The organism is Stenotrophomonas sp. YJH_SMC_79, from assembly GCF_059367995.1.
In genome coordinates, this window is record NZ_JCAFRK010000006.1 from 186,231 (window position 1) to 199,248 (window position 13,018).

Genomic DNA, 13,018 nt, shown 5'->3' on the forward strand with positions numbered 1-13,018 from the left:
ATGAAAATTGCGTTCTTTGTCGGCTCTGCCGACATCAGCGGTGGTACTTACGTGGTGTTCCAGCATGCACTGCATGCGATCCAGGAAGGGCATGACGTCACCCTGGTCCTGCAGTACCCCTATGTCGCGAGCCAGCGCAAATGGCACCCCGCGCTTGATGTCCTGCGGATCGTGCAGATCTGGGACCTGGGTGAAGAGCACTTCGACCTGGCGATCGCCACCTGGTGGCGTACCGCCACCGAACTGCACAAGATCAATGCCGACCAGTATGCCTACTTCGTGCAGTCCATCGAATCGCGCTTCTACCCGGACGCGGAACGACCGCTGCAGTCGCTGGTCGACAGCACCTACGATCTGGGGCTGCCGGTCGTCACCGAGGCGACCTGGATCCAGGAGCACCTGCAGGAACGCCACGGCAACGATGCCCGCCTGGTGCGCAATGGCATCCGCAAGGACCTCTACCGCCTGGACGGCCCGACCCACGCACCGCGTGGTCGCGATCTGCGCGTGCTGGTCGAAGGACCCTTCGGCGTGTTCTTCAAGAACGTCGGCCGCAGCCTGAAACTGGCCAGGACCAGCCGTGCCGATCAGACCTGGCTGCTGACGTCCAGCCAGTTGCGCTGGTACCCGGGAGTCGACCGCCTGTTCTCAAGGGTTCCGATTGACCAGGTTCCCGCGATCTACCGCTCGTGCGATGTGATCGTCAAGCTGAGCTATGTCGAGGGCATGTTCGGGCCGCCTCTGGAGATGTTCCACTGCGGCGGCACCGCGATCGTCTACAACGTCACCGGCCACGACGAGTACATCCGCAATGGCGAGAACGCCCTGGTCCTGCAGCGTGACGACGAGGCCGGCGTGGTCAATGCGCTGAATCTGCTGAAGGACTCTCCGGACGAACTCCAGCGACTGAAGCACAACGCGATTGCCACAGCCGAGGCCTGGCCCGATTGGGATACCTCCTCGACCCAGTTCGAGGCAGTGCTTCGCCAGATGCACACGATGCCCGCGGTCGACCGCATCGAACTGCGCGAACGTAACGAGCACTTCTGGGCGCGCTATGTTGCCGACGAGAACGAGCGTCTCAAGCACATCCCGCAACATGTCAGCCTGCGCAAGCGCGTGGGCGCGCGCCTGTACCGCATCCGCGCCATCCACGACTTCCGTCAGTGGTGCCGCTACATCGGCGAGGGCTGGTTCTGAACCAGCCCACCACCCAGGACGCTGATCAAGCGTCCTGGTAGCCTCTCGGATACTGCGTCTGCCAGCGCCAGCTGTCCTCACACATGCGCTGCAGGTCGAACTGCGCCTTCCAGCCCAGCAACTGCTCGGCCAGGCCCGTATCAGCAAAGCACTCGGCCACGTCACCTTCCCGGCGCGGCGCGAAGTCCACCGCGATGCTCTGGCCCGACGCCCGCTCGAATGCATGCACCACCTCAAGCACGCTATAGCCGCGCCCCGTTCCCAGGTTCACGGTGAAGCCCCGCGGGTGTTTCTGCAGGGCATCGATGGCACGTACATGGGCCTCGGCCAGGTCGACCACATGCACGTAGTCGCGCACTCCCGTACCGTCACTGGTGGGATAGTCATTGCCGAACACGTTCAATGCGGCACGACGGCCAATCGCAACCTGCGAGATGTAGGGCATCAGATTGTTCGGCGGGCCGTTGGGATCCTCGCCGATCAATCCGCTCTCGTGGGCACCGACCGGGTTGAAGTAGCGCAGCAGCGCTGCCCCGAACTCCGGCATGGAGGCGGTCAGATCGCCGATCATCTGTTCCATCACCAGCTTGGTACGGCCATAGGGATTGACCGCACCAAGGCCAGCCGACTCGGTGATCGGCGAGGTGTTGCCATCGCCATAGACCGTGGCCGATGAACTGAACACGAGTTTGCCGACACCTGCGTCCTTCATGGCCCGCAGCAGGCACAGGGTGCCGGTGATGTTGTTGTCGAAGTAGGAAAGCGGATCGGCGACCGACTGGGCCACCGACTTGAGCGCGGCGAAATGGATCACCGCCTCGGCACCGCTGCTGCGCAGCAGCTCGGCGAACGCCGGCTCGCGGATGTCCATCTGATGGAATTCGGGAGTGAAGCCGATGATCCTGGCCAGCTGGTCTACCACACGTGCCGACGAGTTGCAGAGATTGTCCACCAGGCAGACATCGTAACCCTGCTCGACCAGCTTCACGCACGTGTGCGAGCCGATGTAGCCGGTGCCGCCAGTTACCAGGATCTTCATCCTTGTTCTTCCTTATTTCTTCGTACTTGCCGTTGGGATGGACTACTTGCCGAGCTTCTGGTTGAGGCTCGCAATGATCTGGTCACGCGCCGCGATTTCGGTATCCATATGGGTCATCACCTTCCAGCGCGCTTCCAGGAGGTCGGTCTGCCCCTGCAGGGCCTCATCGCGCGCGTCGATCAAGGCAGTCATCGAACGGATCGATTCATCGCGGACATCGATCAGGTGTCCCTGGGATTGAATCACCTCGTCACGTTCGGAAACCATCCGGTCGAGCGAGGTGATGGCCTCATCCCGCTCGGACACCATCCGCTCCAGCGCCCGAATGGCAACGTCCCGTTCGGACACCATCTGGTCCAGCGACTGCTGGATCTGCCAACGCTGGTCCAGCAGGCGCGCCTGGGATGCGATCGCGTCGGTACGCTCGCGGATCATCCATTTCCAGCATTGCCGGCTCTGCTCGAGCAGCCGCTCCTGGGGCAGTTGCCGCGCCGGAGAGGACCAGCGCAGCGCCTTGATGCTGCGCGTTGCCGAGTCCAGAAGTTCCACGCCGACGATCGACGCGAACTGCTGTGGCTGCTGCGAATCACCCAGGTAGGCCTCATGCCCACACGCAAGCATCTCGAACGCGACTTCACTGGCCATGCGCCAACGGGCCCGGGCCTGCTCCAGCCTACCGGCCGCGGCCAGCAGCTGTCCGGCCTCGTAGGCAGCATCGACAATCTTGGTACCGATGGTCGGGCTGAACGAGCGCCAGTCAACGGCGACAACCACATCAAGCGCTTCCAGCGCCCCCTCCAGGTCACCGATACGACGCAGCAGGGACGCGCACAGATAGCGCAGCGAGATCGACCAGCGCACCGCGTGTGGCGACGGGATGGCGCGGTCCAGGTGCTCCGCCATCCGCGTGACGAGGGCACTGACCTCCGTGGCTGCCAGCTCCTGACGCTCAAGCATCTGGTAGCCGAGCACCGCCAATGCAGCCGCCACGTCCGGGGCACCCTCGTTCGCAGGCTCCCCCAGCACGCGCCGGGCAATATCGGCGAGTACCTGCGGATTGCGTGCGCGGAACGGGAACTCCACCAGCGCACGCAGCAGCCAGGGATTTCGATAGTCGCGGGCGAATTCCAGTACTTCAGCCGGCCTGTCACTGGATCCATACACTGATTCGCGGTAGATGAACCCTGTCGCCAGCGGATCCCGCATCACGACCAGCAACAACTCGGCATCCTTCGGCACCGTGACCGCGGACTCCAGCCCGCAGGGAGAAAATGCACGGACCGCACCGCCCCTGCCCCGGGGAATGCCACCGAGCAGGCTGAAGGCCTGTTCCAGGTACCAGCCGGGCGGGAGCAGATCCTGCAGCTCGGGCCATGACTCGGCAGCGTCGCCTCCGTCAGCCAGCAGCGACAGCAGTACGCGACCTCCAGGCGAGACCCCATCCTGCAGGGAGCCCAGCAGGCCCTCCAGCGTCCCGCGCGTCACCGGTTCACCAAGCGCCGCGACAAAATCGACTTCAGGCGCTGCGCCGGCCAGCGTCGGGCGAAGACGGGGCTCCACCGCGGCGTAGGCCGCTTCAAAGAACATGCGTGCGGCGGGATCGATCACGCAGTACAGCGTGTCCGCTTCGGAGCGGCGCGACAGCAGATAGCTGCCTGCTCCAGTCGCTGCCGCCAGGTCCAGCACCCGGTCACCCGGCCGTACATAACCGGCCGCCCAGTGGTACTTGTAGAGTTCAGCGTCTGCCGCGATACCCGTGCTGCAGCAGGAGTCGTGCATTGCATCGCCCACCACGGTGGGCATCGCCTCCAGCGCCAGCAGAATCACACCATCGTCGAAATTCAGCGACTCGAAGTTGATCAGGTCGAAGTAGCCGGGGTGCTTGCGGAAGCCTGCGTCGAAGCACTTCTGCTCCCACCAGCTGCGCCCCTGAATGACCTGCCGGCCATCGCCCTCCGCCACGACCGCCGACACCTGCACGCGCACCAGCAGCGGCCCTCGGCAGATCCGCCGCAGCTCGGAGAGCACGCTCGGCACATCCACTTCATCCAGATACTCGATGAGGCCGTTGGCCACGACACAATCGAAATGACCATCGGGATAGGGCAGTGACGTTGCTGCGGCGCAGATGAAGCGATCCGGCGCACGTTGCTGCGCAGCAGTGATCGCGACCTGTGATACGTCGACACCATGGGCGTCCAGGCCCTGCTTGAGCAGCTCGGTGACCAGCCCGCCGCGGCCACAGCCAACATCCAGCACCCTGCCTGCACCGGCAGTGGCCAGGATGGTCTGCGCGAACGCAGCAATTGCCGGATGGTCATCCTCCACTCCGGCACTCCAGCACCGGTCCCAACGCAGCTGGTAGACCGCTACGCTCTCGTTCTCACCCATGTCCACACACCCATCGCTAACGATCCCAATCGGCCTGCATCCTCAGGTCGATGACACCGCCAAAGAAATGCTCGTCCCTGCGCATCAGCACCTGGAAGAACGCCGCTTCATCCATCCAGTGCAGTATGCGCTGGCTGGTGTAGTCCGGCCGCTCTTCAAACGACACGGCGGCCTGGATTTCATACAGATTGACACCGAGATCACAATCGCAGGTGAACGTGACGCTGAACCTCTCCCCCGCGGCGAACTGGCGGTTCCAGAAGACCTCGCCCTCTGCCAGGCCTGCCAGGCGCTTCATGTCCTGATTCAGGGTGCCCCACGAATAGATCTTGAAGCCTTCCTTGTTTCGAATGCGGATTCCGACATTCAAATTGCTGATCGCGACACGACTCTCGCATTCGACACGAATGGTGATGCGCTGCGAGGGGTAGTACACGGATACGTTGTCACCCGCCTCGTCCAGCGTCTCCACCTTCACCACGAAGGCCTGCTGGTCGCCGAAGGACATGTTGCCCGAGCGTGCGCCCTGGGCCACCTCTTCCTCTCTGACCGGCGGCGACGAAGCCGCATCGGCCTGCGTGTCGAGGGGCAGCACGGGAAGCGAGGGCTCCGATTCCTGCTTGTGGAGGGCTGCCGACGCCGCGATCTTCTCGGTCAATGACGAGAAGTAGCGCGACTCCTCCTCATGCAGCAGTCGCCGGTAGCTCACGATCACTTCCGAAGACGTTCCCCAGCCGATCTGCCGGCCATCGCGCAACAGCAGCGCCCGATTGGTCAAGGTGCGCACCGATTCCTGATCGTGGGAAACGAACAGCAACGATACGCCGTCACTGACGAGGCGCTCGATCTGCTGGAAGCAGCGCTTCTGGAACAGCGCGTCACCCACGGCCAGGGCTTCGTCAACGATCAGGATGTCCGGCCGCAGCTGCACCTGCACGGCGAACGCCAGGCGCACCAGCATGCCGCTGGAGTAGGTCTTGACGGGTTGTTCCAGGTGGTCGCCGATATCGGCGAACCCGGCGATGGCATCAAACTTCTCGTCGATCTCGGCCGGTGTCAGGCCCAGCAGTGCGCCGTTGAGATAAACGTTCTCACGTCCGGAGTACTCGTGATTGAAGCCCGACCCGAGCTCCAGCAGCGCCGCGATGCGCCCGCTGGTGCGAACTTCACCAGTGGTCGGCGACAACGTACCTGTGATGATCTGCAACAGCGTGCTCTTGCCGCTGCCGTTGCGACCAACGATGCCAACCGCCTCACCGCGCTTGACCTCGAAATCGATGTCGCGCAGCGCCCAGAACTCACGGAACTGGTCGCGGCAAAGGCCCGGCGAGACACGGTTAAGTGCCGGCACGAAGAACTGCTTGAGCCGCTGACGCGGAGTGTCATACATCTCATAGCGCTTGCTGACGCCACGGACACTGATTGCTACTTCATCAGAGGACATCGGCAAACCCCTTCCTGGTCTTCTGGAACCACCAGAAGCCGAATATGGCAACAACACCGGCGATCACCGTACCCACCAGCAGCTGTCGGAAGTCAGGATAGGTTCCAAACACGATCACCTTGCGCGCATTCTCGATGATGAAGGTCAGCGGATTGAGCATCAGCCAGCCACGGTATTTCTCGGGAAGCGCACTGATGGGATAGAACACCGGTGACAGGAACAGCAGGATCGTCATCACCGTACCGGTCATCTGCCCCACGTCACGGACGAACACGCCCAGTGAGGCCAAGATCCATGACAGGCCCATGGCCGCAAGGACCAGGGGCAACATCACCAACGGCAGGAACACCACCGTCCAGTGCATCTCCTGCATGAAGGCCAGCTGCGCGGCAAACAACGCCAGGAGACTGATCGCCGCGTGGAACAGCGCCGAGCCCATCGAGATCAGCGTAAGAATCTCCAATGGAAACACGACGCGCTTGACATAGTTCACATTGCCCACGATCAGACCGGGAGCACGGTTGATGCATTCGGCCAGGAAGGTATGCATGATCAGGCCGGAGAACAGGATGATCGCGAATGCAGCCTTGCCGCCCGGGGCATCAGTGCCCCAGCGGGCGTTGAAGATCACCGAGAAGAAGAACGTATAGATGACCAGCATCAGCAACGGGTTGAAGAACGACCACGCCAGGCCGAGCAACGACCCCTTGTAACGCCCGGTCACTTCACGCCGGGTCATCTGCACGATCAGGCTGCGATGGATCCAGATGCTCCGCGCCAGCTTCCTGGGCGCATTGAAAAGGTTGGTACGCTCGGAAATCGAGTTCGGTGTATGGACGACAACGTCTTTCATCGATGTGTGTACTCCGGGGCTGGCCGCTGTGTCACGCGCCCAGCGCCCTCTCCAGATCCACCTGCAGATCCCCCAGATCCTCCACGCCCACGCTCAGCCGCACCAGCGCATCGCTGATGCCCAGCTGTTCGCGGCGCGCCACCGGGATCGACGCATGCGTCATCACCGCCGGGTGGTTGACCAGGCTTTCCACGCCGCCCAGCGACTCGGCCAGGGTGAACAGCTCGGTCTTCTCGCAGAAGCGCTTGGCCGCCTCGAAACCGCCCTTCAGCACGATCGAGACGATGCCGCCGTAGCCGGCCATCTGCCTGCCCGCCAGCTCATGCTGCGGGTGCGACGGCAGGCCCGGGTAGATCACCTTCTCCACCGCCGGGTGCTTTTCCAGCCACTGGGCCAGGGCCAGCGCGTTGGCGCAATGCGCCTTCATGCGCAGCGGCAGGGTCTTCAGGCCACGCAGGGCCAGGAAGCTGTCGAACGGCCCCTGCACGCCACCCACCGAGTTCTGCAGGAAGGCCATCTGCTCGGCCAGTTCGGCGTTGTCGCCGACCACCACCATGCCACCGACCATGTCCGAGTGGCCGTTGAGGTACTTGGTGGCCGAATGCAGCACCAGGTCCGCCCCCATCTCCAGCGGACGCTGCAGCATCGGCGAGGCGAAGGTGTTGTCGACCACCACGATCAGCCCATGGCGCTTGGCGATGGCGGCGACCGCGGCGATGTCCACGATCTTCAGCATCGGGTTGGTCGGGGTCTCGATCCACACCATCTTCGTCTTCGGCGTGATGGACGCTTCAAAGGCCGCCAGATCGGTCAGGTCGACGAAGCTGAAATCCAGCCCGGCGGTGCGGCGACGCACGCGCTCGAACAGGCGGAAGCTGCCGCCGTAGATGTCATCCATCGCCACCACGTGGCTGCCGGCGTCCAGCAGTTCGATCACGGTCGAGCTGGCCGCCATGCCCGAGGCGAAGGCGAAGCCGCGGGTGCCGCCTTCCAGCGACGCCACGCAACGCTCGTAGGCGAAGCGGGTCGGGTTGTGGGTACGCGAGTACTCGAAGCCCTGGTGCTCGCCCGGGCTGGACTGCGCATAGGTCGAGGTGGCGTAGATCGGCGGCATCACCGCGCCGGTGCTGGGGTCTGGCGACTGGCCGCCGTGGATGGCCAGCGTGGCCAGGGCCAGGGCGCGATCCTGGGAAGTAGCGTTGGACATGTTCTTTCCTGAGGGGCGCCGAAGCTCGGCGCCGTCGAAGGTGCGGAAGTCTACCAGCGCGGCCTTAACGACCTTTGACGCAGATAAACCGGGATTCAGTAGCGAACGTCTGCGATCAGCGGCTTACTGCACGCGACGGCGCAGATAGTTCAGCAGGTCGATACGGGTGATCAGGCCCAGGAACGTGTCGCCGTCCATCACGATCGCCACCTGGCCACGGTCGAACACCGGCAGCAGCGCCTCGATCGGCGACTTCACGTCCAGCCGGTCCAGCTTGCTGACCATCGCCGTGGCGACGGTGTCGCGGAAGCGGGCTTCATCGCCATAGACGTGCAGCAGCACGTCGCTTTCGTCGACGATGCCGACCAGCTGGTCACCGTCCATCACCGGCAGCTGCGACACGTCGTACAGCTTCATGCGCTGGTAGGCGGTGGTCAGCAGGTCGTTCGGTCCGATCACCACGGTGTCGCGCTGGCCGTACGGGCGCAGGATCAGGTCGCGCAGGTCGCCGTGCTGCGGGCGCTGCAGGAAACCGTTGTCCAGCATCCAGTAGTCGTTGTACATCTTCGACAGGTACTTGTTGCCGGTATCCGGCACCAGCACCAGCACCTTCTTTGGCGTGGTCTGCTCCTTGCAGTACTTCAGGCCGGCGGCCAGCAGGGTGCCGGTGGACGAGCCACCCAGGATGCCTTCCTTACCGAGCAGCTCGCGTGCGGTGTGGAAGCTCTCGGCGTCGCTGATGGCATAAGCCTTCCTGACGCGGCTGAAATCGGAGATCGACGGCAGGAAGTCCTCGCCGATGCCTTCCACCAGCCAGCTGCCCGACTTGTCGTTCAGATTGCCGTCGTTGATGTACTCGGCCAGGATCGAGCCGACCGGATCGGCCAGCACCAGCTCGGTCTTCGGCGACAGCTTGGCGAACGCGCGCGACAGGCCGGTCATGGTGCCGGAGCTGCCGCAGCCGAACACGATGGCGTCCAGATCGCCGCCCATCTGCTCCAGGATTTCCGGGCCGGTACCGAATTCATGCGCGGCCGGGTTGTCCGGGTTGCCGAACTGGTTGATGAAGTAGGCGCCCGGGGTCTGCTCGGCGATGGTCTTGGCCAGGTCCTGGTAGTACTCCGGATGGCCCTTGGCCACGTCCGAGCGGGTCAAGCGTACTTCGGCGCCCATCGCCTTCAGGTTGAAGATCTTCTCGCGGCTCATCTTGTCGGGAACGACCAGGATCAGCTTGTAGCCCTTCTGCTGCGCGACCAGGGCCAGGCCCAGGCCGGTGTTGCCGGCGGTACCTTCCACCAGGGTCGCACCCGGCTTCAGGTCGCCGCGCTGCTCCGCCGCCTCGATCATCGACAGGCCGATGCGATCCTTGATCGATCCGCCCGGGTTGGCGCTTTCGAGCTTCAGGTAGAGCTCGCAGACGCCGGTGTCCAGGCGCTGGGCCTTGACGATCGGGGTCTGGCCGATGAGTTCGAGGACGGAAGAATGAATGGGCATTCGGAGGACTTTCGGTTCGCGCCGCAGAGGGCCGGACCGGTGATTATCCGTCGGATGGCGATGAATGTCAGGTCGGCGCGGCGACGGCCCACAAGCCCGCAAAAAGAGATGCGGACGGCCCCGGATCGACGAGGAGACCGGTACCGCCCGCATCGGTGAGTTTTGCCTGCAGGCCAAGGCACCACCGCCTGTGGTGCCTTGGCGCGGCCGCCTCATCGGCGGTGCCGCGATGCCGGGGCAGGAGCGCCCGGCGGGGCCATCGATGGCCGGGTCACGCCGTTCCGGGCGTGACGGGGTGCGTCAAAGCGTGGGGGACGTCGTTGGGAGCGGTGTTTCGTACATTCGCAGAAGTCGTTGCTTGGCCAGCAGCTTCTCGCGCTTCATGCGACCCAGGGTGACATCATCGATCGGGAGTACACCCAACTCCGCGTCCATGCACTTCTTGTTCAACTTGCGGTGCTGGTCATGGAGTGCCCTGAACTCCGGATCACGCGCGCGACGGGCGTCGATCTCGCTCTGGGGCTGATCTTCAAACATGATGGACCTCCTTCGACAGATACACGAACGCCCCGGCCGCAAGGCACGGGGCGTTGTTCATGGAGGAGCGCCGGTCGATGGCCACCTGGACGCCTGCAACGACCTGCGGCACTGGCCTGCGCACGTCGATCTGCTGCGGTTCGCGCCCTGCTTGCATCGGCCCGGCCCTCCCATCGTCCGGTCCGCGGCATTGCGTCCCGGACGATTGACCCTACGCCTGCTCAAGGCGGGGTACAAGACCCCTGCGTCAAAAAGACCGAACCCCGCCGGGGCGGGGTTCAGGCTGAATGCTCATCACAACGAAAAACAAACGATATCAAGCAATTACGGGGCGATGATGACCTCGGCCGAACGTGCCTGGGTGGAGGCTGCCTTCTTGCCGGCGAGCTGGATCCGGTTGCTCGCGACACCCGCAGCAACCAGCGCGTCACGCAGGGCCTCGGCACGCTTCTGGCCTACGCCGTTGGCACTGTCGTAGGCCTCGATGCGCAGGCGGCCCTTCTTGCCGATGTTCAGGTATTCGGCCAACGCCTTGGCCTGGTTGCGGGCACCGCCGGACAGGCTGGAGGCGCCGGCGGCAAACGCATCGCCACGGAAGGTGAAGACCTCGCCGCGGCCATCGAACTTCGAGCCCGGCAGCTTCTGACCGGACACCAGCTCGGCTTCCTCGCGGGCCAGCTTGGCGGCGTTCTGCTGGGCGGCGCTGAGGCGCTGCTGCTGCTTGCCGGCTACGCTGGTCAGGGCGTTCTCGGCGTCCTGGCGGGCCAGGGTCTCGGCCTCGGCAGCCTGGCGCAGGCGTTCAGCCTCCTCGGCCTGCATCTGTGCCTGCATGCGCAGCTGTTCGGCTTCCTGGCGGGCGCGCGCGGCGTCGCGGCGGCTGGCCTCGATCAGCAGGTCGCTGCGGGTCCGCTCCAGGCGGTCGACCTCGCGGGCGGCCAGCGCGGTACGCACGGCCGTCTCGGCGATCTCCACCCGGCGCTCGGCCAGGTAGGTGGCCAGTTCCTGGTCGCGGCGCTTGGCCTTGTCCAGGGTGGCGATGGCCTGCTGGGCCTGCATGCGCTCGAAGGCGCCCAGCTCAGCGGTATCCGGGTTGGCCTGGATGGCCATCAGGCGCTGGCTCAGCTGCGCCACCATCGGGTTGTCGGCGGCCACGGCCAGGGTCGGCAGCGCCAGCAGCGCGGCCAGGGTTGCGGCAGTCATCGGCTTCACCGGCGGTCCTCCCCGGTCGACAGCTGGCGTTGCAGCTGGTTGACCTCGTTGCGGCGCAGCTGCAGCTGGGCGGTCACGGTGGCTTCCTCGCTGCGCACGCGGGCAAGGTCGGCGTCGGCGGCGGCACGCAGGGCCATTGCCGGGGCGTTCTTGCGCTCACGGCGGTCGCCGGCGGCGCGCTGGGCCTGCTCCAGCCCCTGCCGGGCCAGCCCGATCAGGTCCGGGGCGTACTGGTCGGCATCGGCCTGGGTGGCCTTGTCGACCGCCTGCCGGGCCTGGGCCAGTTCCATCGCGCCATCCTGCGCCCAGGCGGGGGCAGACAGTGCGAATGCAAACGCCATCACATACAGGCTGTGGCGCATTCGTGCGAAGCTAAGTCGTTTCATTGGGGAGGCCGTACCGGTTGTCGGTTCACGGCCATTGTCGTCAAGCCGACACCGTGCTGGCAACGGGCGTCGGCCGTTTCGTTGGGGAAAATTCGCAATGGATATCGGCTACTTCCTGAAGCTGATGACCGAAAAGAACGCTTCGGACATGTTTCTGACCACCGGGGCACCGGTCTACATCAAGATCGAGGGGAAGCTCTATCCGCTGGGCAATACCGGCCTGCCGCCGGGCATGGTCAAGAAGATCGCCTACTCGCTGATGGACGAAGGCCAGGTGCCGCAGTTCGAGCGCGAGCTGGAACTCAACATGGCCATCGCCCTGCCCGACGCCGGTCGCTTCCGCGTCAATGTGTTCAAGCAGCGCGGCGAAGTCGGCATGGTCATCCGTGCCATCCGCAGCCGGATTCCGAGCATCGAAGAGCTGAACCTGCCGCAGGTGCTGAAGGACGTCATCATGACCCCGCGCGGGCTGGTGCTGGTGGTGGGGTCCACCGGCTCCGGCAAGTCCACCTCGCTGGCGTCGATGATCGATCACCGCAACAGCACCACCACCGGTCACATCCTCACCATCGAGGACCCGATCGAGTACCTGCACAAGCACAAGATGTCGATCGTCAACCAGCGCGAGGTCGGGCTGGACACCCATGCCTTCCACAACGCGCTGAAGAACGCGATGCGTGAAGCACCGGACGTGATCCTGATCGGCGAGATCCTGGACGCGGAAACGATGGAGGCGGCGATCGCCTTCGCCGAGACCGGCCACCTGTGCCTGGCCACCCTGCACTCCAACAACGCCGACCAGACCATCGAGCGCATCCTCAACTTCTTCCCGGAAAGCGCGCACAAGAACGTGCTGATGAACCTGGCGCTGAACCTGCGTGCGGTGATCAGCCAGCGCCTGGTAAAGAACAAGGACGGCCGTCGCCTGCCGGCCACCGAGGTGCTGCTCAACACGCCGATGATCCGCGACCTGCTGCGCCGCGGCCAGGTGCACGAGATCAAGGCGGCGATGGAGGGCTCACTGGAAGAAGGCATGGAGAGTTTCGACCAGTGCCTGTTCCGGCTGGCCAAGGCCGGCACCATCGAGCAGGAGGAAGCCTTGCGTGCGGCCGATTCACGCGATGGCTTGGCGCTGAAGTTCCGCCTGTCCGAAGGCAGCAGCGGCGAGCACGACCCCTACGCCGATTTCTCGGCCGGCGCCCCCAGCATCACCCACGGCTTCTGACCGCACGAAAAAGGGGACGGAGGGGATTAAGTC

The 13,018-nt window shown here is 64.4% G+C and carries 11 protein-coding genes; 2 read left to right on the forward strand and 9 right to left on the reverse strand.

The window, feature by feature from the left end:
- Entirely contained in the window at positions 1-1,200 is a 1,200-nt protein-coding gene (locus tag AC5P57_RS20280; RefSeq protein ID WP_099551430.1) for a glycosyltransferase family 4 protein, read from the forward strand.
- Positions 1,201-1,225: 25 nt separating this feature from the next.
- On the opposite strand, the gene galE is transcribed toward AC5P57_RS20280, so the two are convergent.
- The 9 genes from galE to AC5P57_RS20325 all read right to left on the reverse strand — a co-directional run bounded on the left by galE (position 1,226) and on the right by AC5P57_RS20325 (position 11,736).
- The gene (gene galE, locus AC5P57_RS20285) at positions 1,226-2,239 is read right to left on the reverse strand and encodes a UDP-glucose 4-epimerase GalE (RefSeq protein WP_099551431.1); all 1,014 of its coding nucleotides are present in this window, start codon (positions 2,237-2,239) and stop codon (positions 1,226-1,228) included.
- A gap of 42 nt (positions 2,240-2,281) precedes the next feature.
- Positions 2,282-4,630, reverse strand: coding sequence for a class I SAM-dependent methyltransferase (locus AC5P57_RS20290; RefSeq protein ID WP_099604027.1), 2,349 nt, complete (start codon positions 4,628-4,630; stop codon positions 2,282-2,284).
- Positions 4,631-4,646: 16 nt separating this feature from the next.
- A complete protein-coding gene (locus AC5P57_RS20295; protein WP_099551433.1) occupies positions 4,647-6,074 on the reverse strand; it encodes an ABC transporter ATP-binding protein in 1,428 nt (475 codons plus the stop codon).
- Positions 6,064-6,927, reverse strand: coding sequence for an ABC transporter permease (locus AC5P57_RS20300; protein ID WP_097048414.1), 864 nt, complete (start codon positions 6,925-6,927; stop codon positions 6,064-6,066). Before AC5P57_RS20300 ends, AC5P57_RS20295 begins: the two co-directional genes overlap by 11 nt.
- Before the next feature lie 31 nt (positions 6,928-6,958).
- Complete coding sequence (locus tag AC5P57_RS20305; protein WP_099551434.1) at positions 6,959-8,134, reverse strand: cystathionine gamma-synthase; 1,176 nt, start codon at positions 8,132-8,134, stop codon at positions 6,959-6,961.
- A 123-nt stretch (positions 8,135-8,257) separates the two neighbouring features.
- The gene (locus tag AC5P57_RS20310; protein WP_262235270.1) at positions 8,258-9,628 is read right to left on the reverse strand and encodes a pyridoxal-phosphate dependent enzyme; all 1,371 of its coding nucleotides are present in this window, start codon (positions 9,626-9,628) and stop codon (positions 8,258-8,260) included.
- Between the two features lie 300 nt (positions 9,629-9,928).
- Positions 9,929-10,165 (reverse strand): HP1242/YdcH family protein, encoded by a 237-nt coding sequence (locus AC5P57_RS20315; RefSeq protein ID WP_005407964.1) that lies wholly within the window; start codon positions 10,163-10,165, stop codon positions 9,929-9,931.
- 324 nt (positions 10,166-10,489) lie between these two features.
- Entirely contained in the window at positions 10,490-11,374 is an 885-nt protein-coding gene (locus AC5P57_RS20320) for an OmpA family protein (protein WP_005407962.1), read from the reverse strand.
- Positions 11,371-11,736, reverse strand: a complete 366-nt coding sequence (locus AC5P57_RS20325; protein ID WP_005407961.1) for a DUF4398 domain-containing protein — start codon at positions 11,734-11,736, stop codon at positions 11,371-11,373. Before AC5P57_RS20325 ends, AC5P57_RS20320 begins: the two co-directional genes overlap by 4 nt.
- A 121-nt stretch (positions 11,737-11,857) precedes the next feature.
- Between AC5P57_RS20325 and AC5P57_RS20330 the strand changes: the two genes are divergently transcribed.
- The gene (locus AC5P57_RS20330; RefSeq protein WP_099551436.1) at positions 11,858-12,985 is read left to right on the forward strand and encodes a PilT/PilU family type 4a pilus ATPase; all 1,128 of its coding nucleotides are present in this window, start codon (positions 11,858-11,860) and stop codon (positions 12,983-12,985) included.
- Positions 12,986-13,018 lie beyond the last annotated feature (33 nt).

Coding starts and splice junctions, on each gene's coding strand:
- AC5P57_RS20300 (WP_097048414.1), bottom strand. CDS start 6,927: ATGAAAGACGTTGTCGTCCATACACCGAACTCGATTTCCGAGCGTACC.
- AC5P57_RS20315 (WP_005407964.1), bottom strand. CDS start 10,165: ATGTTTGAAGATCAGCCCCAGAGCGAGATCGACGCCCGTCGCGCGCGT.
- AC5P57_RS20295 (WP_099551433.1), bottom strand. CDS start 6,074: ATGTCCTCTGATGAAGTAGCAATCAGTGTCCGTGGCGTCAGCAAGCGC.
- AC5P57_RS20305 (WP_099551434.1), bottom strand. CDS start 8,134: ATGTCCAACGCTACTTCCCAGGATCGCGCCCTGGCCCTGGCCACGCTG.
- AC5P57_RS20280 (WP_099551430.1), top strand. CDS start 1: ATGAAAATTGCGTTCTTTGTCGGCTCTGCCGACATCAGCGGTGGTACT.
- AC5P57_RS20310 (WP_262235270.1), bottom strand. CDS start 9,628: ATGCCCATTCATTCTTCCGTCCTCGAACTCATCGGCCAGACCCCGATC.
- galE (WP_099551431.1), bottom strand. CDS start 2,239: ATGAAGATCCTGGTAACTGGCGGCACCGGCTACATCGGCTCGCACACG.
- AC5P57_RS20330 (WP_099551436.1), top strand. CDS start 11,858: ATGGATATCGGCTACTTCCTGAAGCTGATGACCGAAAAGAACGCTTCG.
- AC5P57_RS20290 (WP_099604027.1), bottom strand. CDS start 4,630: ATGGGTGAGAACGAGAGCGTAGCGGTCTACCAGCTGCGTTGGGACCGG.
- AC5P57_RS20325 (WP_005407961.1), bottom strand. CDS start 11,736: ATGCGCCACAGCCTGTATGTGATGGCGTTTGCATTCGCACTGTCTGCC.